The organism is Streptomyces lushanensis, from assembly GCF_001700515.1.
GTDB lineage: Bacteria > Actinomycetota > Actinomycetes > Streptomycetales > Streptomycetaceae > Streptomyces > Streptomyces lushanensis.
Window position 1 is genome coordinate 1 of the sequence record NZ_MAUD01000160.1, and the last position, 19,870, is coordinate 19,870.

Here is a 19,870-nt window from a genome sequence, read left to right on the forward strand (position 1 = left end):
GCCCGTGTCACCCGGGTGACAGCGGCGTTTCCCGGACTCCCGGGGCGCCCGGCGTGGCACAGATCCAGGAACGCAGGATCCAGGAACACAGCACAGGCTCGCGCGAAAGGGCCACATCATGGAGTCCACCGCGTGCGATGCCGCCGCCGCTGCCGCCGTCCCTGCCGCGGGCTCTCCCGATGCCCCCGCCGCCTCCGCCGCCGCCCCTTTTCCCGCTGCTCCCGCCGCTCCCGCCGCCCTCGCCGTCGGCGCTTCCGCCGCTTCTCCCGATGGCGAGGCGCGCGGCGCGCTCGCCGTACTCCGTGACCGGGCCCGTGGCGCGCTGCTGGGACTCGCCGTCGGTGACGCGCTCGGCGCCCCCGCGGAGAACATGCGCCCCTCCGAGATCCGCCGCCGCTGGGGCCGTATCGAGGGCTTCGTGTCCGAGACTCCGGCGGGCACGGACGACACGGAATACGCCATCTTCTCCGGGCTGCTGCTGGCCAGACACGGCTCTGCGCTGACCGTCGCCCATGTCGAGAAGGCCTGGCACCACTGGCTCGCCGATCTGGACGAGGGTCCGTTCCGCGGTGCGGGCTTCAGCGAGCGCGGCACGCTGGAGAACCTGCGGCGCGGACTCGCGGCGCCGATCACGGCCCAGCACCGGCACGCCTGGAGCGACGGTCTCGCGATGCGCGCGGCGCCCTTCGGTGTCTTCGCGGCGGGCCGCCCGCGCGAGGCTGCGCGGCTGGTCGCCGTGGACGGCAGCGTCAGCCACGAGGGCGAGGGCATCTACGGCGGCCGTGCCGTGGCGGCCGGTGTCGCCGCCGCGATGACCGGCGCCGGACCCGACTCGGTGATCGCGGCGGCGCTCTCCGTCGTCCCCATGGACTCCTGGACGGCCCGCACCCTGCGCCGGGGAGTCGTCGCCGCGCGACGCGCGTACCCGGACACCCTCGCGCTGGAGCGCGCGGTCCGCTCCTCGGTGGTCATCGGCGGCTATCCCTGGACCGATCTGGCCCCGGAGGCGGTGGGCCTGGCCTTCGGCGCGTTCGCCGCGGCCCGCGGCGACTTCCGGCTGTCGGTGCTGACCGCCGTCAACATGGGCCGCGACGCGGACACCACGGCGGCGGTGGCGGGCGCCCTGGCCGGAGCGGTGTCGGGGGCCCGTGCGATCCCGCCGGAATGGTCCTCGGTCATCGGGCCCGCGCGCGGGAGCTGTCTGCCCTCGATGCGCGGCTACCACGTCCTGGACATCGCCGACCTGCTCACGCCCGACGAGGACGAGGTGACGCCATGACACGGGCGGCCGGCGACACCCGTCGGGCGGAAGCGGACACGGACGACCGCACGGACGCCAGGGCCGGTGCGGACGCCAGGGACGGTACGGACGCCAGGGACGGTACGGGTACCGGTATCGGTACGGGCGGCGAAATCCGTACGGACAGGGGGCTGCCGGGCCGCGCCGGGCACGGTGCGCCGTACCCTTCCTCCGGCGGCGGGACCGGAGCACCGCACGGACCCGGTCAGGACGGCAGCGGCCGGGATCCGTCGCGGCGGATCGAGGGGCTGCTGCTCGGGCTGGCCGCGGGGGACGCCGCGGGATGGCCCGCCGCCCGGCACCGGGCCGCCCGGATGCCCGAGTGGACGCGTCGGCTCACCCGCGAGCTGGACACCTTCGCCGAGCAGAACGCGACCACCACCCTGCCCGTCCCCATCGCCCTCAACCAGCCTCCCGAGCCGCTCCGGCTCGGCCCCTCCGACGACGCCGAATGGGCGGCCTTCACCGCCGAGTCCGTACTCGTCGCCGCCGGGGACCACTTCCAGGGTCTCGGCGCCGACCGCCGGATGCGCGCCGCGATCGCCCTCTCCTGGAACTCCCTCGCCAGCGAGATCGCCGCCGCCGCCAACCGCGCGCCCGAGGTGGAGTCCGCCGTACCGCCGCTGCGGGCGCGGATCTCCGTACGCGCGGGTCTCGGCAATCTCGCCACCGGGCTGCGCCCGCCCGCCACCGGCCACGACAACCCGCACTTCTTCGACGACGCCGCCTGCGTACGGGCCGCCGTACTCGCCGTCGTCCACCCCGGCGATCCGTCCGCCGCCGCCGAACTCGCCGAGTTCGACGCCCGGTACACCCAGGACGGGGACGGTGTGCACGGCGCCCGCGCCATGGCCGCCGCCGTCGCGGGCGCGCTCGGCGGCGCGGACGCCGAGACGGCCGTCGACGCCGCCCTCGCCCAGCTGCCCGGCACCACGGAGATCGGCCGGAACGCCCGTCATGCCCTGAAGCTTGCCCGGGACTTCGCCGGGGAGCCGTCCGGCGCCTTCGCGCTCGTGCCGCTGCTCGAACATCAGATCGTCGACCATGTCTACAGCTACGGCATCGCCGCCGCCGAGACCGTTCCCGTCGCGCTCGCCCTCACCCTCGCCGCGCGGGGCGAGGTCAGCGGCGCGGTGCCGGCCGCCGCCTGCCTCTCCCGGGTCGCCGACTCCGCCCCCGCGCTCGCCGGCGCGCTGACCGGCGCGCTCGGCGGCGGCGACTCCGTACCCGCCACCTGGCGGGACGCCTGCCGCACCCTCGCGGGCTGCGCCCTGCCCCGGCTCGCCAGAACCGATCTGGTGGAACTCGCCGGGCTGCTGACAGCCACGGAACTGACCGCTCCGGGTGGACAATTCCGGCATGACGACGCTGAGCACTCCCCCCGCACCGGCCCCGAAACCGGACCCGGACCCGGACTCGACGCCGGCCGCCGCCGCCGCGAAGGACACACACCCGACCGGCACCCGCACGACGCGGACACACACGGCGACACGCACCCTCGCCGACCGGATCACCGGCTGTCTGATCGGAGCGGCGGTCGGTGACGCGCTCGGCGGTCCGGTCGAGGGCTATTCCCCCGAACAGATCGTCGAACGCCACGGCGGCCGGATCTCCGGCATCGTCGGTCCCTGGAACGAGAACTGGCGCACCGCCCGCCCGATCGCGCCGTACCACAAGGGCGACGGCCATGTCACCGACGACACCCTGATGACCCATGCGCTGATCCGGGTGTACGAGACCGTGCGCGACCATCTCGACGCGTACGCGGTCGCCGACCATCTCGTCCCCGATCTGATGGCCACCCCCCGCTGGATCCCCGAGCTGGAGACCGAGGCACCGCTCCTCCAGCGGATCTTCCTCGCCGAGAAGTGGATGGTGGCCCGGCTGCACTACGGGCACGTCGATCCGCGCGAGGCGGGCGCCGGGAACATCGTCAACTGCGGCGCGGCGATGTACATGGCACCGGTGGGACTGGTCAACGCGGCGCATCCGGCCGCCGCGTACGCCGAGGCGATCGATCTGGCGGGCGCGCACCAGTCGTCGTACGGGCGGGAGGCGGCGGGCGTGTTCGCCGCGGCGGTCGCCGCCGCGTGTCTCCCGGACGCCACGCCCGCGACCATCGTCGAGACCTGTCTCACGCTCGCCAAGGACGGCACGCGCGCCGCGATCCTGGCGGTACGCGATGTCGCCTCCCGGCACCGTGACACGGAGTCCGCGCTGCGCGGGCTGCGCGAGGCCGTCGCGCCCTTCGACACGGTCGGCCCGCACTACCGCAGCCCCGCGCTGGGCGCCCGCCGCCCGTCCCGGGTGCACTCCATCGAGGAACTTCCCATCGCACTGGGGATGTTGCTGATCGGCGGCGGCGACTACCACCGTACGGTGCTGGGCTCGGTCAACTACGGACGGGACTGCGACTCCATCGCCACGATGAGCGGGGCCCTCGCCGGGGCGCTGGGCGGCGAGTCCGCCGTCCCGGCGGACTGGGCGAGGCGCGTGGCCGACGCGAGCCGGCTCGATCTGCACGCTCCGGCCCGGGTGCTGACCGAGGTGGCGTACGAGGTCTTCACCCGCGACACGGAACGGCGGCGCGCGCACGAGAGCGCGTTCGCGCGGATGACGGACACCCGGCTGATCGACGTCCCCGCCGATGTGGCCGACGGCGGCCCGTACGAGGCACCGCACGGCGCCCCGCACGAGGCACGGCGTACCGAGACCCGGCCGGCGGCGGCGCGATGACGGACCTCCGCGTCACCTGGGTGCAGCCCGAGGATCTGATCGGTCATGAGCTGCGCCAGGCCTCGGAGGACGGCCGTGACGCGACGGCCGTCTCCCACCGCTGGCACACGGCGGGCGGCGCCCCGGCCCCGCCTCGCGCGGGTGCCTCACCGGCTCCTCCGTCGCCGGGTCTGCGGGCGCTGGCCGGGGAGCTGCTGGACGAACTGGCGCGGCTGCCGTCCGCGCGGGAACAGGACGAGCCGACGGACCTCGCCGCGATCAGATCGGCGTGCCCCGACTGGCCGGCCGCCCGGGACGCGCGGGAGGGGCCCGGCCCCCGTACGGCCGGTGCGCGGCCGGCGGACACCCCGCCTCGCCCTCGGGCCGGCGCCACCGCGTCCGTTCCGCCGGACCGGCCGCCGCCGGGGCGGGCCCCCGTTGATCCCGCCGTCGCCCGGCTCCATGCCGCCTGGCTCGGCCGGGCGGCCGGGTGTCTGCTGGGCAAGCCCGTCGAGAAGCTGCCCCTCCGGGGGATCCGGGCCATCGCGCGCGCCACCGGGAACTGGCCGCTGCACACCTGGTTCACCGCCGAGGGACTGCCTCGGGATCTCGCCGACGCCTATCCCTGGAACCGCCGTTCCGCGCCGACCTCGCTCGCCGAGAACATCGACGGGATGCCCGAGGACGACGATCTCAGCTACCCCGTGCTCAATCTGCTGCTGCTCCAGCGCCACGGCCGGGACTTCACCACCTCGGACGTCGCCCGGCTGTGGCTGGACGAACTGCCGGCCGGCCGTACGTTCACCGCCGAGCGCGTCGCGTACCGCAATCTGCTCTGCGGGATCGAGCCGCCGCACACCGCCCGGTACCGCAATCCGTACCGGGAGTGGATCGGCGCGGCGATCCGGGCCGATACGCACGGCTGGACGCACCCGGGCGATCCCGGGGCCGCCGCCGCGCAGGCGCACCGGGAGGCGACGCTCACGCACACGGCGAACGGCGTCTACAGCGCGATGTTCGTCGCGGCCACCGTCGCCGCCGCGGCCGGGCCCGCGGACATCAGGACCGGCCCCGCGGACAGAGGGACCGGCGCGGCCGGTGCCCGTACCGCCGGACCGCCCGATGTGCACGCCTGCCTCCGCGCCGGGCTGTCCGTCGTACCGCCCGCCTCCCGGCTCGCCGAGGCCGTACGCCTCGGGATCGAATCCGCCCGCGCCCAGGCCGACTTCGCGGCCGTCGTCGATCTGCTGCACTCCGCCTACGGCCACTACCACTGGGTCCACGCCGTGCCCAACGCCGCGCTGCTCGCCGCGGCGCTCACCCATGCCGACGGCGACTTCGGCGGCTCCATCTGCCGTGCCGTGTCGGGCGGCTGGGACACCGATTCGAACGGGGCCACGGCCGGTTCCGTCGCCGGGCTGCTCACCGGGGACCCGGCCGGGCTGCCCGAGCGGTGGACGGCCCCGCTCAAGAACCGGCTGGCGACCTCCGTCGCCGGTCTCGACGGCATCGGCTTCGACACGCTCGCAGAACTCACCCGCAGGGAGGCGCTCCGCCCATGACCGGCATCGTGGTCCTCGGCAGCACCAACATGGATCTCGTCGTGTTCGTCGCGGGCGCGCCGAAGCTCGGCGAGACCGTCACCGGCCGGGAGTTCCGTACGATCCCCGGCGGCAAGGGCGCCAACCAGGCCGTCGCCGCCGCCCGCCTGGGCGGCGAGGTGGCGATGATCGGCGCGGTCGGTGAGGACCAGTACGGCGAGCTGCTGCGGCACACGCTCGCCGCGTCCGCCGTCGACACGGATCTGCTGCGCACCGTGGAAGGTCCCTCCGGCACGGCCCATGTCGTCGTCGACGACGAGGGCGGCAACGCGATCGTGGTGATTCCCGGCGCGAACGGCACCGTCACCCGTCTCGTGCCCGGCGACGAGAGCGTCATCGCCGCCGCCGACGCCCTGCTCCTCCAGCTCGAACTGCCGCTCTCCGCCGTACTGGCCGGCGCCGAGGCGGCCCGCCGCCACGGCGTACGGACCGTCCTCACACCGGCTCCCGCGCAGCCCCTGCCGCCCGCACTGCTCGCGACGGTCGATCTGCTGGTGCCGAACGAGCACGAAGCGGCCACCCTCACCGGCATCGCCGACGCCCGCGCCGCGGCGCGGGCCCTGCTGCGGCAGGTCCCCGAGGTCGTGATCACTCTCGGGGCCGCGGGCAGTCTGTACGCGGCCCGGGGCGCCGGGACCGTCACCGTGCCCGCACCCCGGGTCGAGGCCGTGGACACCACGGGCGCCGGTGACACCTATGTGGGCGCGCTCACCGTCGCGCTCGGCGAGGGCAGACCGATGCCCGAGGCGATGCGCTGGGCCTCGGCCGCCGCCGCGCTCTGCGTCCAGCGCCACGGGGCGTCCACCTCCATGCCGTACCGCACCGAGATCGAGGTCTGAATGACCATGTCAGCCACCACCGCGAACACACCGGACGACGCCCCCGCGCCCACCCCGCTCTCCGGCCTTCGGGTGCTCGATCTCGCGACGCTCTTCGCCGGTCCGCTCGCCGCCACCCTGCTCGGCGACTTCGGCGCCGACGTCATCAAGGTCGAGCACCCCACCCGTCCCGATCCCTCGCGCGGCCACGGTCCGGCCAAGGACGGTGTGGGCCTGTGGTGGAAGCTGCTCGGCCGCAACAAACGGGCGATCACCCTCGATCTCTCCACTCCGGGCGGACGCGACGTCCTGCTCCGGCTCGCCGCCGGCGCGGATGTGGTCATCGAGAACTTCCGGCCGGGCACCCTGGAGAAGTGGGGTCTCGGCTGGACCGAGCTCTCCCTGGCCAATCCCCGGCTCGTACTGACCCGGGTGACGGGCTTCGGCCAGTTCGGGCCGTACGCCCGCCGCCCCGGATTCGGCACCCTCGCCGAGGCCATGAGCGGCTTCGCGGCCGTCACCGGTGAGCCCGACGGACCGCCCACGCTGCCGCCCTTCGGTCTCGCCGACTCCATCGCCGCGCTGGCCACGGCGTACGCGGTGATGACCGCGCTCGGCGGCCGGGCGCTGACGGGCCGCGGTCAGGTGGTCGATCTGGCGATCATCGAGCCGATCCTGACCGTGCTCGGACCGCAGCCGCTCTGGTACGACCAGCTCGGCCTGGTCCAGCCCCGTACCGGCAACCGCTCCACCAACAACGCGCCACGCAACACGTACCGCGCCGCCGACGGTTCCTGGCTGGCGGTCTCCACCTCGGCCCAGTCGGTCGCGGAGCGGGTGATGCGGCTGGTGGGCCGGCCCGAGCTGATCGCCGAGCCGTGGTTCACCACCGGCGGCGGGCGGGCCCGGCACGCGGACGTCCTGGACGAGGCCGTCGGCGGCTGGATCGCCCGGCACACCCGCGCCGAGGCGATGGCCGCGTTCGAGGAGGCCGAGGCGGCGATCGCGCCCGTCTACGACATCGGCGACGTCATGGCCGACCCGCAGTACATCGCGCTGGACAGCGTCACCGAGGTCGCCGATCCGGAGCTGGGCACCCTGCGGATGCAGAACGTCCTCTTCCGGCTCTCCGAGACGCCGGGCGCCATCCGCTGGGCGGGCCGGCCCCATGGCGCGGACACCGACACGGTCCTGGCCGAGCTGGGCCTGACCGCGTCCGAGATCGGCGCGCTCCGGGCGGACGGAGCGCTGTGACCACTCCGCTCACCTGGCTGTACGTCCCCGGGGACCGTCCGGAGGTGATGGCGAAGGCGCTCTCGTGCGGCGCGGATGTCGTGATCGTGGATCTGGAGGACGCGGTGGCTCCGGACCGCAAGGAGTACGCGCGCGACGCCATCGCCGCGCTGCTGTCCTCGCCGCATCCGGTCCCGGTCCATGTCCGGATCGCCGACGAGCACGACCTGCCGTCGCTGGTCGGCCTGCCGGGGCTGTCCGGGCTCCGCCTCCCGAAGGTGACCCATGCCTCCGACATCCACCGCGTCGCGGCACGGGCCCCGGACATCGCGCTGTACGCCCTGCTCGAATCGGCGCTCGCCCTGGAGAACGCCCACGCCATCGCGGGCGCGCATCCGGCGGTACGGGGCATCTCGCTGGGCGAGGCGGACCTGCGCGCCGATCTGGGGGTACGTGAGGACTCCGGCCTGGACTGGGCCCGCAGCCGGGCCGTGGTGGCGGCCCGCGCGGCGGGCCTGTCGCCACCGGTCCAGTCGGTGTTCCCGGACGTCCGTGACATGGACGGGCTGGCGGCCTCCTGCCGCCATGGCCGGGCCCTGGGCCTGCTGGGCCGCGCGGCCATCCACCCGCGCCAGCTCCCGGTCATCGAGCGGGCCTATCTGCCCACGCCGCGGGAGGTCGCCGAGGCCGAGGAGATCGTCGCGGCGGCGGCGGCCGAGGCGGGCGCGCACGCCCTTCCGGACGGCCGCTTCGTCGACGCGGCGATCGTGGCGGCGGCGAGGAGGACGCTCGCGCTGGCGCGCCGGGAGGGGACACGCTGCGGCTGACGCGGTGCGCCTCCCGGCGAGGGGCCGTGGTGGGTGCGGGTGCCGGGGCAATCCGGAGGTGCGTGTCCGGACGGCACGCTGTGCTTTCCCGGGGACACCCCGGACCCCGTACGCCGTGTGAGGGTGTGTTGTCGGGTGCGGGTCTCGTGTGCGGCACACATCACGCTTCAGTGTCCGGACACGCACCTCCTGCGCCCCCGACCCCCTCCCGCCGCAAGTCCGGTGCGGGCCGTGTATCCAGCCCGCCCGGCGATTGAGGGCGGAACAGGGCGTCAGGTTTTGTCGGCCGGTTCGGACGGCACCGTGGCGGCGGCGTCCTCCTCCGTGGGCTCCGGCTTCTTCTCCGCCGTCTCGCGCTCCGGCTCCACGATCTCCTCGCGGCCGGGACGCACCCGCGCCGACACCACGAGGTAGACGACCGCCAGGACGAAGACGACGACCGCCGTCCAGACGTTCAGCCGGACGCCGAGGACATGGTGCGCATCGTCCACCCGCAGGTACTCGATCCAGGCCCGGCCCACGCAGTACGCCGCGGCGTAGAGGGCGAACACCCGGCCGTGTCCCAGCTTGAAGCGGCGGTCGGCCCAGACGATCACCAGCGCGACGGCCAGGCACCACAGCGACTCGTACAGGAACGTGGGGTGGTAGAGACCGCCCTCACGATTCGGGCCCGCCGAGATCTCCAGCGCCCACGGCACATCCGTCGGCTTTCCGTACAGCTCCTGGTTGAACCAGTTGCCCCAGCGCCCGATGGCCTGCGCGATGACGATGCCGGGCGCGATGGCGTCCGCGTACGCCGGCAGCGGGATCCCACGGCGGCGGCAGCCGATCCAGGCGCCGACCGCGCCCAGCGCGATCGCGCCCCAGATACCGAGCCCGCCCTCCCAGATCTTGAAGGCGTCGACCCAGTCCTCGCCGTCGCGGAAATAGAGCTGGTAGTCGGTGATCACATGGTAGAGCCGCCCGCCGACCAGCCCGAAGGGCACCGCCCAGACGGCGATGTCGGCCACGGTGCCGGGTTTGCCGCCGCGGGCGACCCAGCGCTTGCCGCCGTACCAGACGGCGACGAAGACACCGATGATGATGCAGAACGCGTAGCCGCGCAGCGGAAGCGGTCCGAGATGGAGCACTCCGGTCGACGGGCTGGGAATGTAGGCAAGGTCCATGGCAGAACCGACCGTACAGTGCCGGGCGGGATCTGAGGCGACCCGCCCGGCAACTTCTGGATAACGAGGTCAGACGGCGGGCGACGGAGGGATGGCCGCGGCGGGATCCGCGCCGGAGGACACGGCGGGGCCCGGTGCGGGAGCCGAACCGGGCCCCGGGGCGCCGGCCGCCGGACCGGAGCCCGCTCCCGCGGCCGGTTCCGGACCCGCGGCCGGTTCCGAGGCCGCTCCCGGACCCGCGGCCGGTTCCGGGGCCGAGGGCATCCGTGTCCCCGGCCTCCTGCCCTTGTTCGCCTCCGCGACCCACTTCTTCAGATGGTCCGGGGTGAGGTTCTCGCTGCCCTTCTTCGGGAACACCGACTCCCCGTTGAGCAGCACGGTCGGGGTCCCGGAGAAACCGCCCGTCCTGAACTTCGCCGCGGACTTCTTCACCCAGTCGTCGTGCTTGCCCTCCTCCACGCACCGGCGGAAGCCCGGCGCCGACTCCAGCCCTTCGACCTTGCGCGCCAGGTCCAGCAGATGGCTGTTCTTGGCGAAGGCGTCGTTCGTCTCCGGCGGCTGGTGCTGGTACAGCACGTCGTGGTACGGGGAGAACTCGCCGACGTCCTGGGCGCACGCCGCGGCATTGGCCGCGTGCAGCGAACCGCTGCCGCCCATGTTGCCGTCGATGATCGTGGCGAGGTGGTACTCGGTCTTGAGCTGTCCGGCTCTCTCCAGCTCATGGACCGTGTCCCGGAAGGCGTTCTCGAACTGGGCGCACGCCGGACAGCGGAAGTCCTCCCACACCGTGAGCGTGGACGGCGCGTCCGGTGCTCCGACCGGGATCGCCAGATCGTCCGTGCCCCTGACGCCGGACGGCGCGCTCACCGATCCCGCCGCGTTGTCGTCCTTGTCCTTGCCGACCTCCGAGGCGACCACGCCGATCACCCCGACGGCGCCGAGCACACCGACGACCGCCACGGACATGACCACGGTGCGCCTGCGCCTCTCCCGCACCTTGTCCGCTTCACGTTCCTGCTGGAGCCGCTCTCTCGCGGTCCGTTTTGCCTCACGGTTCTTCTCGCTCACGCCCACAGCAACGAACCGGGGAGGTGCCTGCGCACCTCCCCGGTCCCAGGTCCACCCGTACGGGTGAGACGAACCGTCAGCGCTTGCGAACGCCCTCGGCCAGGTCGGCCGCCAGCTCCCGTACCGCCACCAGTCCGGCCGCCGCGTCGGGCGCGTCCAGCATCCGCTTCACGAACGCCGAGCCCACGATGACGCCGTCCGCGAAGCCGGCGACCTCGGCCGCCTGCGCCGCGTCGGACACGCCGAGCCCGACACACACCGGCATCCCGGTGGTGGCACGGGTGCGCAGCACCAGGTCCCGGGCCTCCAGGCCCACCGACTCACGCGTACCGGTGACTCCCATCAGCGAGGCCGCGTAGACGAAGCCGCTGCCCGCGGCGGTGATCCTGGCGAGCCGCTCGTCCTTGCTGCTTGGCGCCACCACGAAGACCGTCGCCAGCCCGTGCTTCTCGGCGTGCTCGCGCCACAGCGCCGACTCCTGGACCGGCAGGTCCGGCAGGATGCACCCGGCGCCGCCCGCCCCGGCCAGTTCGGCGGTGAAGCGCTCGATCCCGTACCGGTCGATCGGATTCCAGTACGTCATCACCAGGACCGGCTTGCCGGTCGCCTCGTACGCCTCACGGACCGTACGCATCACATCGGCGATCTTCACCCCGCCGCGCAGCGCGATGTCGTCGGCGGTCTGGATGACCGGCCCGTCGAGCACCGGGTCGCTGTGCGGCAGCCCCACCTCGACCACGTCCGCGCCGCCGTCGAGGACCGCCTTGACGGCCTCGATCCCGCCGTCCACGGTCGGGAATCCGGCGGGCAGATAGGCGATCAGCGCGGCCCGGTCCTCGGCCTTCGCCGTCGCGAGCGTCTCGCTCAGCAGTCCGATGTTTCCGCTGTGCCCGCTCACTTGGCGCTCTCCCCGTCGTACAGCCCGAAGTAGCGGGCGGCCGTGTCCATGTCCTTGTCGCCGCGCCCCGAGAGATTGACCACGATCAGCCCGTCCTTCCCGAGCTCCCGGCCCAGCTCCAGCGCGCCGGCGAGCGCGTGCGCGCTCTCGATCGCCGGGATGATCCCCTCGCTGCGCGACAGCAGCAGCAGCGCCCGCATCGCGTCGTCGTCGGTCACCGCGCGGTACTCACCGCGCCCGCTGTCCTTGAGATACGCGTGCTCGGGACCGATGCCCGGGTAGTCGAGCCCGGCCGAGATCGAGTACGGCTCGGTGATCTGGCCCTCCTCGTCCTGGAGTACGTACGACCGCGAGCCGTGCAGGATGCCCGGCTCGCCCGCGGTCAGCGTCGCGGCGTGCTCGCCGGTCTCGATCCCGTGCCCGGCGGGCTCGCAGCCCACCAGCCGTACGCCCTCGTCGGGGATGAACGCGTGGAAGAGCCCGATCGCGTTGGAACCGCCGCCCACACACGCGACGGCGGCGTCGGGCAGCCGCCCGGCGCGCTCCAGGATCTGCCTTCTGGCCTCCACCCCGATGATCCGGTGGAAGTCGCGCACCATCGCGGGGAAGGGATGCGGTCCGGCGACCGTGCCGAAGAGATAGTGCGTACGGTCCACATTGGCGACCCAGTCGCGGAACGCCTCGTTGATGGCGTCCTTGAGGGTCCTGCTCCCGGAGGAGACCGGTACGACCTCGGCGCCGAGCATCCGCATCCTGGCGACGTTCAGGGCCTGGCGCCGGGTGTCGATCTCGCCCATGTAGATGGTGCATTCCAGCCCGAACAGCGCGCACGCGGTGGCGGTCGCGACACCGTGCTGTCCCGCGCCGGTCTCGGCGATGACCCGGGTCTTGCCCATGCGCCTGGTCAGCAGCGCCTGGCCGAGCACATTGTTGATCTTGTGGGATCCGGTGTGGTTGAGATCCTCGCGCTTGAGGAACATCCGGACACCGCCGGCGTGCTCGGCGAAGCGCGGCACCTCGGTCAGGGCACTGGGCCGGCCGGTGTAGTCGACCAGCAGCTGGTTCAGCTCTGCGGCGAAGGCGGGATCGCCCTTGGCCTTCTCGTACTCGACGGCGACCTCGTCGACGGCGGCGACGAGTGCCTCGGGGATGAACTTGCCGCCGAAGGCGCCGAAATAGCCCTCGGCGCTGGGGACATGACCGTCGGGGTCGGGAACAAAGAACTCGGATGACACGCGAGAACTCCTCTGGAAGCAACGGACGGGACGCACCGTACGCGTCGAGGCGAGGCAGTCCTGAGCACGGCACCGCACGCACGACGCACGGTCACCGCACCCCCGGTCCGGCCACGCCTAACGCGCGGCCCCGCGCCATCGCATGCCGTTGACCTGGCCGGGCTCGTCACCGATCACATAGCGCACGCGCCGTCCGTGCACCCGCCGTGCCGGCGCACGGCACCCGCGCGGGCGGCAGCCCCGCGCCAGCGCCGCGTGCGGCGTGTGCGGTACGGGAACGGCGACGGTGTTCACGGCTAGGGTCTTTCGTTCGGGTCTGGCTGGATCAGGGAGCGCCCGCCGCAGCAGCGGCTCATGTCGGCGTTGGTGCCGTGGATCGCAAGGCGGAGGAGGGAGCCCACGCGGAGCGTGGGCGACTGACGACAACGCGGCGAGGCGCGGTGCCGGGGCACGCGAGCCCGGCAAGATCCAAACGAAAGACCCTGGGTCAGTCCCTCCCGTGCCGCAGCGCCGGGTGGGCGCCCGCCGCGACGAGATCGGCGACCGCGGACTTCGGGTCACGCCCGGTCACCAGCGACTCGCCGACCAGTACGGCGTCGGCCCCGGCGTTGGCGTACGCGATCAGATCGTGCGGCCCGCGCACCCCGGACTCGGCGATCTTCACGACGCCGGCCGGAATCTCCGGGGCGACCCGCTCGAACGTGCCGCGGTCGACCGTCAGTGTCCGCAGATCGCGCGCGTTGACACCGATGATCCGCGCGCCCGCGTCCACGGCCCGCTCGACCTCCTCCTCGTCGTGCACCTCGACGAGCGGGGTGAGCCCGATCGACTCGGCCCGCTCGATCAGCGAGACCAGCGCCGGCTGGTCGAGCGCGGCGACGATCAGCAGCACCAGATCGGCGCCGTACGCCCGCGCCTCCCAGAGCTGGTAGGAGGTGACGATGAAGTCCTTGCGCAGGACCGGGATGTCGACCTTGGCGCGTACGGCCTCCAGATCGGCCAGCGAGCCGCCGAAGCGCCGCTGCTCGGTCAGTACGGAGATGACGGCCGCGCCGCCCGCCTCGTAGTCGGCGGCGAGCCCCGCCGGATCCGCGATCGCGGCCAGCGCGCCCTTGGACGGGCTGGAGCGCTTGACCTCGCAGATCACCTGGACGGACTCGCCGCGCAGCGCGGCCACCCCGTCCCTGGCCTCGGGTGCCCTGGCCGCGCGCTGCTTCAGCTCATCGAGGCCGACGCGCGCCTGCCGCTCTGCGAGGTCGGCGCGGACGCCTTCGATGATCTCGTCGAGCACACTCACGCGAGGGGCCCCCTTTCCTGGACGGGTCTGGACTGCTCTGGGCTGGCTTTGGGATCAGGATCAGCCATATCGATGCTATCCGGAAGTGACCGAAGGCTTCGCATCCGGTTGGCCGAGCATGCCACCGCCTGGGCGTTCATGGTGCGAGCGACGAGCCGAAGGGCAGATTTCTGATCACGGTGAAGACCAGGATCAGCGCGCCGAGCGCCCACCACCAGACGGGCCCGAGAGTGATCCGTACCGGCATCCCTCTGCCCGCCCGTACCACCCAGACCGTCCACACCGCGGCGAAGACCGCGTAGCCGACGACCGCGAGCGCGTTGGAGCCGAGGGCGGTGACGGGATCACCGTGCGCGACGGCGTAGGCACTGCGCAGTCCGCCGCAGGCCGGGCAGTGGAGCCCGGTCAGCCGGTAGAGCGGGCAGACCGGGTAGTGGCCGGTTTCGTTCGGGTCCACGAGGGCGACATAGGTCCAGGCCGAGGCGATCCCGGCGAGGACGCCGAGCGGCGGAAGGACCCGCCGTGCGAACGAGCGCCGCACGAAGAGTGCCGGGGGCCGTCGCGGCGCGGGAGCGGGCACGCCGGAAGGTGCCCGGGACGGGTCGTGTGCGGAGGTCGGCATCGCGTCCACCCGGTGATTGTCGCCGCTCGTACGGAGGGACGCAGCCCGGCCCTGCCGGACTGCGTCGGGGTGCGGAGCGCCGGACCGGTCAGGCGGTCTGCGTCTGGGGCTCGCTCGTGGCCTCGGCCTTCGCCCCGGTCCTCACGCTCGCGCCGGCCGTCTGCGCCGGTACCCGCGCCTGCGGCTTCCCGGCGAGCTGCCTGGCCCGCACCAGTTCCTCGGACTCCTTGGGCGTGCCCAGACCCGCGGCCTTCATCGCCAGACCGACGACGCCGCCGAGCAGGATGAGACCCGTACCGGCCCAGAAACCGGGCGTGTTCGCCGCCACCGTGAAGACTCCCGCGACGCAGAAGCCGACGAAGGAGATGATGGAACCGGTCCAGGCCGCCGGGGTGTGTCCGTGTCCGTGCTGGCTGCTGCCCGCCATGAGTTGCTCCTCGTTCCTGTTGCCCTGTCGCGCTGTGTGGGGTCCGCGCCGGCTGTGTGGGTCTGCGCTGGGTGAGCCGGACGCTCACCGGACATTGTCCCGCATCGGATTCCCGTCCGGTCCCGGGGGTCGGGCGGTGTGGCTCAGCTCTCGCGCCCGGTGTCCTCGCGTGTCGGGTCCTCGCCGCGGTCCAGTGCCTTCCACAGGTCCTCGGGACGGTCCGGGTCCACGGCGGGCGCACGCCGACCGGCGCGTCCGGGGCCCGCGCCCGTGCCGGAGCCGCCGGAGTCCGCCGTGCCGGACCGTTCGTAGCGCCCGGACATCGCGGGCCACTGGCTGCCGTACAGCACCGCGAGCGCCCCGGCGAGCAGGATCAGCACACCGCCGGCCGTGGTCACATAGGGCCAGGCGGTGTGGCTCAGCGCGTCCACCGTCGCGGCGGTGTCCCCGGTGGTCCTGGCGGCCAGTTCGTCCAGTGCCGAGCTGTCCGACGCGCCGAGGAACGCCGCGAGGGCCGCCCCGGCGCCGCTCAGCGCCAGCAGGGCGGAGACCAGCAGCCGCCCGGCCCTGCGGACGGCGAAGACGGCGACGAGCGCCGCGAGACCGACGACGGCGAGCGCGGCGGGCACGCCCGTCACATCACGGCCGTTGGCGTCGAGCGGCAGGGAGCCGCCGCCGACGGCCGCCGTGCCCTCGGCCCAGGTCTGGCCGGAGGCGATCAGCGCCACGGCGGCGCCCGCGGCGCCGAGGAACAGGGCCGCCGCGAGACCACGGCGACCGCCGCTCGACGCGGTGGCCGCCGGACGGGCGGCATGGGGCTGGGGTACGGGTACGGCGCTCACGTACCCCACTATCCCCTACCGTGTCACCCGCCGTTCAGCCGGTTGGCGGTATGCACGGCGCGGAGCACGGCCGCCGCCTTGTTACGGCACTCGATGTCCTCGGAGAGCGGGTCGGAGTCGGCGACGACTCCCGCTCCCGCCTGGACGTACGCCGTGCCGTCGCGCAGCAGGGCGGTGCGGATGGCGATGGCCGTGTCGGAGTCCCCGGCGAAGTCGAGATAGCCGACGCAGCCGCCGTAGAGCCCGCGCCGGGTGGGCTCCAGCTCGTCGATGATCTGCATGGCGCGCGGCTTGGGCGCTCCGGAGAGCGTGCCCGCCGGAAAACAGGCGGTCAGTACGTCGAAGGCGGTACGGCCCTCGGCGACCCGCCCGGTCACCGTGGACACGATGTGCATGACGTGCGAGTACCGCTCGACCGACATGAAGTCCACGACCTCGACGCTGCCCGGCGCGCAGACCCGGCCCAGGTCGTTGCGGCCGAGGTCGACGAGCATGAGGTGCTCGGCGCGCTCCTTGGGGTCGGCGAGCAGTTCCTCGGCGAGGGCCTGGTCCTCCCGCGGGGTGGCGCCGCGGTGGCGGGTCCCGGCGATCGGATGCACCATCGCGCGCCCGTCCTCGACCTTGACCAGGGCCTCGGGGCTGGAGCCCACGACGTCGAAGGTCCTGCCGTCCTCGTGCGGGAGACGGAAGAGATACATGTACGGCGAGGGGTTGGTGGCCCGCAGCACCCGGTAGACGTCCAGGGCGCTCGCGGTGACGGGCGTCTCGAAGCGCTGTGAGGGAACGACCTGGAAGGCCTCGCCCGCCCTGATCCGCTCCTTGATGTCCTCGACGGCGGCCCGGTAGTCCGGGCCGCCCCAGAGCGCGGTGTACTCGGGCAGTTCGGAGGCGGGCAGCGCGGCGGGCGCGGAGTGGAGCGGCTCGGCGAGATCGGCGGCCATGGCGTCGAGCCGGGCGACGGCGTCCGCGTACGCCTCGTCCACACCGGTGTCCAGGTCGTTGTGGTTGATCGCGTTGGCGATCAGCAGGACCGTGCCGTCCCAGTGGTCGAGCACGGCGAGGTCGGAGGTGAGCAGCATGGTCAGCTCGGGGATGCGCAGGTCGTCGCGCGCGTGCTCGCCGATCCGCTCCAGCCTGCGGACGATGTCGTAGCCGAGATAGCCGACCATGCCGCCGGTGAAGGGCGGCATACCGGAGGAGAGGTCGCGCGGGGTGTGCAGGGCCTCCACGGTGGCGCGCAGGGCGGCCAGCGGATCGCCGTCCACGGGGACGCCGACGGGCGGCGTGCCGAGCCAGTGGGTGCGGCCCTCGCGTTCGGTGAGCGTGGCGGCGGACCGTACGCCGATGAAGGAGTAGCGGGACCAGGAGCGGCCGTTCTCCGCGGACTCCAGCAGGAAGGTCCCGGGACGCTCGGCGGCGAGCTTGCGGTACAGGCCGACCGGGGTGTCGCCGTCCGCGAGGAGGCGCCGGCTGACGGGGATGACACGGCGGTCCACCGCCAGCTTGCGGAAGGTCTCAAGGTCCATGGCGGCTGACCCTACTCGGTGGGACGGACCGGTCCGTTCACCGTCCGAGCGGCAGGACGTCCGCGTCGAAGCAGGTGCGCGCGCCGGTGTGGCAGGCGGCTCCCACCTGGTCGACCTGGACCAGCACGGTGTCGGCGTCGCAGTCCAGGGCGACGGACTTGACGTGCTGGACATGGCCGGAGGTGTCGCCCTTGACCCAGTACTCGCGGCGGCTGCGGGACCAGTAGGTGCAGCGGCCGGTGGTCAGGGTGCGGTGCAGGGCCTCGTCGTCCATCCAGCCCAGCATCAGCACCTCGCCGGTGTCGTACTGCTGGGCGATGGCCGGGAGCAGTCCGTCGGGTGTGCGCTTGAGCCGGTCCGCGATGGCGGGATCGAGTCCCTGGCCCGGACCGGCCGCGTCGCCGGGTGTGCCGGTGGTGCCGGACGGCGTGCTGGGTGTGCTGGACGTGCCGCTCATGGGTCCCATTGTGCCGCGCCCGCGCCGTTCACCGGGCCCGCCGTCCACTGGGCGGACGGGGCGGTGCCGCCGTACGCTGGGGGCCATGTCGACCCATGCCAAGCGTGAACGGCTTCTGCTCGCCGATCTGTTGGAAGCCGCGGGCCCGGAGGCGCCGACGCTCTGCGACGGCTGGCTGACCCGGGACCTCGCGGCCCATGTCGTGGTGCGCGAGCGCCGCCCGGACGCGGCGGGCGGCGTGCTGGTGCCCGCGCTCAGGAACCGGCTGGAGCGGGTGCAGGCCGAGTACGCGGCGAAGCCGTACGAGGAGCTGGTCCAGCTCATCCGTACGGGACCGCCGCGGCTGTCGCCGTACGGCATCAAGCAGATCGACGAGGCGGCGAACGCGATCGAGTTCTATGTGCACGCCGAGGATGTGCGGCGGGCGCAGCCCGACTGGACGCCGCGTGAGATCGACCGTGTCTTCGCGGACGCGCTCTGGTCGCGGCTGGAGAAGGGCGGCCGGATGCTGGGCCGCAAGTCGCCGGTGGGTCTGGTGCTGCGCCGCCCGGACGGCCAGACGGCCGTGGCCCACCGCGGCACACCGGTGGTGACGGTCACCGGTGAGCCGGGTGAGCTGACGCTCTTCGTGTTCGGGCGGCAGGGCGTCACGGACGCGGAGCTGGACGGCGACAAGGACGCGATCGCCCGGCTCCAGGAGGCGAAGCTCGGTATCTGAGCGGTCGGTCCTGTGTCCGGGCGCTCTCGCCGACGGGCGGCGGGAGCCCGCCGAAGGACGTCAGGTGTGCGGGCAGTTCCCCCGGTACTCCGCGATCGTCGGGCCCGGCGCCGGCAGGGGGCAGAGGAACCGCTCGTAGCGGGTGTCGTTGTCGATGAACCGCTTCAGCCAGGACACGCTGTACTTGGCGATGGTGGTGTTCGCCGTGATCGGTGTCCGGTGGACGGCGCCCTTCAGCTCCAGATACGCCTTGTCGAGCGTGCCGGGCAGTGACGCGTAGAACGGCTCCGAGTGCGCGGCGACCGGCGCGACCGTGTCGCCGTCGGCACCGACCACCAGGGTGGGTGTACGGACCTCGGGCCAGGTGGTGTCCAGGTTCCAGCCGGTCAGCGGGATGGCCGCCTTCAGTGACGTACGGCTCTTGGCGGCCTCCAGGGAGCCGCCGCCGCCCATCGAGTGGCCCATGACACCGAGCCGGGTGCGGTCGATCCGCCCTCTGACCGCCGATTCACCCGTCAGATAGTCCAGTGCGGCGAGGAGTTGACGGCCGCGGCTGGCGGGCTGGTCGAGCCCGGTGAGGGTGTCGATGGTGAGGACGACGAAGCCCTGGGAGGCGAGACGCGGTCCGTACCAGGCGATGCTGGACTGGGTGCCGGTGAAGCCCGGCGAGACGGCCACCGCGCCGAAGGTGCCGTCCGCGGTGGAGGTCGGGTAGTGGACCGTGCCGCCGCCGAAGCCGCTGACGCTCGATCGCGCGACGGTGATCCGCGAGACGGCGTACGGGCCGAGGGGTGCCTCGACGGAAGCCACGGTCGGCGCGGGACCGCGCTCGTACGGATTGGCCGCGGCCCGGACGGGGTGGGCGGCGGTGGCGGCCGGCGTGGCCGTGGCGGTGCCGGAGACCAGCGCGGCGAAGAGCCCGGCGGTCGCGACCGCCAGGGCCGCCGGGTTCCGGACGGTCCATGTCCTTCGTGCGGTTCGGGTGCGAGTGGGGGTGGGCGGCTGGGCGTGCTGCTGCTGCACGGTGGGGGCCTCTCGGTCGTGACGGAGCCACACCGGAAGCCGTCGGACGCACCGGAGTGGAACCGCGATTGTCACTGGCGGTTCCACTCTCACGGCG

The 19,870-nt window shown here is 73.4% G+C and carries 19 protein-coding genes and 1 pseudogene; 8 read left to right on the top strand and 12 right to left on the bottom strand.

Annotated elements, in window-relative coordinates:
- Positions 1–118: 118 nt before the first annotated feature.
- From BFF77_RS14855 to BFF77_RS14885, 7 genes are read left to right on the top strand one after another with little or no spacing between them, the layout of a single operon-like run.
- Positions 119–1,279 (top strand): ADP-ribosylglycohydrolase family protein, encoded by a 1,161-nt coding sequence (locus BFF77_RS14855; protein ID WP_245703491.1) that lies wholly within the window; start codon positions 119–121, stop codon positions 1,277–1,279.
- On the top strand, positions 1,276–2,844 hold the full coding sequence (locus BFF77_RS14860; RefSeq protein ID WP_245703492.1) for an ADP-ribosylglycohydrolase family protein: 1,569 nt from the start codon (positions 1,276–1,278) through the stop codon (positions 2,842–2,844). The genes BFF77_RS14855 and BFF77_RS14860 overlap by 4 nt, the downstream gene beginning before the upstream one ends.
- Complete coding sequence (locus tag BFF77_RS14865) at positions 2,825–4,036, top strand: ADP-ribosylglycohydrolase family protein (protein ID WP_245703502.1); 1,212 nt, start codon at positions 2,825–2,827, stop codon at positions 4,034–4,036. Before BFF77_RS14860 ends, BFF77_RS14865 begins: the two co-directional genes overlap by 20 nt.
- Positions 4,033–5,577, top strand: coding sequence for an ADP-ribosylglycohydrolase family protein (locus BFF77_RS14870; protein WP_066949062.1), 1,545 nt, complete (start codon positions 4,033–4,035; stop codon positions 5,575–5,577). Before BFF77_RS14865 ends, BFF77_RS14870 begins: the two co-directional genes overlap by 4 nt.
- Positions 5,574–6,455 carry a ribokinase gene (rbsK, locus tag BFF77_RS14875; protein WP_066949063.1) on the top strand — a complete coding sequence of 294 codons (882 nt, stop codon included), beginning with the start codon at positions 5,574–5,576 and terminating at the stop codon, positions 6,453–6,455. Before BFF77_RS14870 ends, rbsK begins: the two co-directional genes overlap by 4 nt.
- A 6-nt stretch (positions 6,456–6,461) precedes the next feature.
- Entirely contained in the window at positions 6,462–7,688 is a 1,227-nt protein-coding gene (locus tag BFF77_RS14880) for a CaiB/BaiF CoA transferase family protein (protein ID WP_066949196.1), read from the top strand.
- On the top strand, positions 7,685–8,494 hold the full coding sequence (locus BFF77_RS14885) for an HpcH/HpaI aldolase/citrate lyase family protein (RefSeq protein ID WP_079125169.1): 810 nt from the start codon (positions 7,685–7,687) through the stop codon (positions 8,492–8,494). The genes BFF77_RS14880 and BFF77_RS14885 overlap by 4 nt, the downstream gene beginning before the upstream one ends.
- 272 nt (positions 8,495–8,766) lie before the next feature.
- On the opposite strand, the gene lgt is transcribed toward BFF77_RS14885, so the two are convergent.
- The 11 genes and pseudogenes from lgt to hisI all read right to left on the bottom strand — a co-directional run bounded on the left by lgt (position 8,767) and on the right by hisI (position 18,032).
- Complete coding sequence (gene lgt / locus BFF77_RS14890; protein ID WP_066949064.1) at positions 8,767–9,660, bottom strand: prolipoprotein diacylglyceryl transferase; 894 nt, start codon at positions 9,658–9,660, stop codon at positions 8,767–8,769.
- Between the two features lie 69 nt (positions 9,661–9,729).
- The gene (locus BFF77_RS14895; protein ID WP_079125177.1) at positions 9,730–10,728 is read right to left on the bottom strand and encodes a DsbA family protein; all 999 of its coding nucleotides are present in this window, start codon (positions 10,726–10,728) and stop codon (positions 9,730–9,732) included.
- Positions 10,729–10,804: 76 nt separating this feature from the next.
- The gene (gene trpA / locus BFF77_RS14900) at positions 10,805–11,626 is read right to left on the bottom strand and encodes a tryptophan synthase subunit alpha (RefSeq protein ID WP_066949067.1); all 822 of its coding nucleotides are present in this window, start codon (positions 11,624–11,626) and stop codon (positions 10,805–10,807) included.
- Complete coding sequence (gene trpB / locus BFF77_RS14905; RefSeq protein ID WP_066949068.1) at positions 11,623–12,861, bottom strand: tryptophan synthase subunit beta; 1,239 nt, start codon at positions 12,859–12,861, stop codon at positions 11,623–11,625. The genes trpA and trpB overlap by 4 nt, the downstream gene beginning before the upstream one ends.
- Positions 12,862–12,978: 117 nt before the next feature.
- The gene (trpM, locus tag BFF77_RS33295) at positions 12,979–13,155 is read right to left on the bottom strand and encodes a tryptophan biosynthesis modulator TrpM (RefSeq protein WP_079125170.1); all 177 of its coding nucleotides are present in this window, start codon (positions 13,153–13,155) and stop codon (positions 12,979–12,981) included.
- A gap of 193 nt (positions 13,156–13,348) precedes the next feature.
- A complete protein-coding gene (gene trpC / locus BFF77_RS14910; RefSeq protein WP_066949070.1) occupies positions 13,349–14,158 on the bottom strand; it encodes an indole-3-glycerol phosphate synthase TrpC in 810 nt (269 codons plus the stop codon).
- A gap of 136 nt (positions 14,159–14,294) precedes the next feature.
- Entirely contained in the window at positions 14,295–14,780 is a 486-nt protein-coding gene (locus tag BFF77_RS14915; protein ID WP_079125171.1) for a DUF2752 domain-containing protein, read from the bottom strand.
- Between the two features lie 178 nt (positions 14,781–14,958).
- Positions 14,959–15,207: pseudogene (locus tag BFF77_RS14920) on the bottom strand (HGxxPAAW family protein); the annotation flags it as partial.
- Positions 15,208–15,350: 143 nt separating this feature from the next.
- Complete coding sequence (locus tag BFF77_RS14925; RefSeq protein WP_066949073.1) at positions 15,351–16,058, bottom strand: TIGR02234 family membrane protein; 708 nt, start codon at positions 16,056–16,058, stop codon at positions 15,351–15,353.
- Between the two features lie 14 nt (positions 16,059–16,072).
- A complete protein-coding gene (locus BFF77_RS14930) occupies positions 16,073–17,575 on the bottom strand; it encodes an anthranilate synthase component I (RefSeq protein ID WP_066949076.1) in 1,503 nt (500 codons plus the stop codon).
- A gap of 37 nt (positions 17,576–17,612) precedes the next feature.
- On the bottom strand, positions 17,613–18,032 hold the full coding sequence (gene hisI, locus BFF77_RS14935) for a phosphoribosyl-AMP cyclohydrolase (RefSeq protein WP_066949079.1): 420 nt from the start codon (positions 18,030–18,032) through the stop codon (positions 17,613–17,615).
- 85 nt (positions 18,033–18,117) lie between these two features.
- Between hisI and BFF77_RS14940 the strand changes: the two genes are divergently transcribed.
- A complete protein-coding gene (locus tag BFF77_RS14940; protein WP_066949082.1) occupies positions 18,118–18,750 on the top strand; it encodes a TIGR03085 family metal-binding protein in 633 nt (210 codons plus the stop codon).
- Positions 18,751–18,810: 60 nt separating this feature from the next.
- Here BFF77_RS14940 and BFF77_RS14945 read toward each other — a convergent pair whose 3' ends face one another.
- Positions 18,811–19,773 (bottom strand): poly(ethylene terephthalate) hydrolase family protein, encoded by a 963-nt coding sequence (locus BFF77_RS14945; RefSeq protein ID WP_066949092.1) that lies wholly within the window; start codon positions 19,771–19,773, stop codon positions 18,811–18,813.
- Positions 19,774–19,870 lie beyond the last annotated feature (97 nt).

Excerpts from the sequence above, each read along its gene's own strand:
- BFF77_RS14855 (WP_245703491.1), top strand. The coding sequence starts at position 119 with ATGGAGTCCACCGCGTGCGATGCCGCCGCCGCTGCCGCCGTCCCTGCC.
- BFF77_RS14860 (WP_245703492.1), top strand. The coding sequence starts at position 1,276 with ATGACACGGGCGGCCGGCGACACCCGTCGGGCGGAAGCGGACACGGAC.
- BFF77_RS14870 (WP_066949062.1), top strand. The coding sequence starts at position 4,033 with ATGACGGACCTCCGCGTCACCTGGGTGCAGCCCGAGGATCTGATCGGT.
- rbsK (WP_066949063.1), top strand. The coding sequence starts at position 5,574 with ATGACCGGCATCGTGGTCCTCGGCAGCACCAACATGGATCTCGTCGTG.
- BFF77_RS14880 (WP_066949196.1), top strand. The coding sequence starts at position 6,462 with ATGTCAGCCACCACCGCGAACACACCGGACGACGCCCCCGCGCCCACC.
- lgt (WP_066949064.1), bottom strand. The coding sequence starts at position 9,660 with ATGGACCTTGCCTACATTCCCAGCCCGTCGACCGGAGTGCTCCATCTC.
- BFF77_RS14915 (WP_079125171.1), bottom strand. The coding sequence starts at position 14,780 with ATGCCGACCTCCGCACACGACCCGTCCCGGGCACCTTCCGGCGTGCCC.
- BFF77_RS14930 (WP_066949076.1), bottom strand. The coding sequence starts at position 17,575 with ATGGACCTTGAGACCTTCCGCAAGCTGGCGGTGGACCGCCGTGTCATC.
- hisI (WP_066949079.1), bottom strand. The coding sequence starts at position 18,032 with ATGAGCGGCACGTCCAGCACACCCAGCACGCCGTCCGGCACCACCGGC.
- BFF77_RS14940 (WP_066949082.1), top strand. The coding sequence starts at position 18,118 with ATGTCGACCCATGCCAAGCGTGAACGGCTTCTGCTCGCCGATCTGTTG.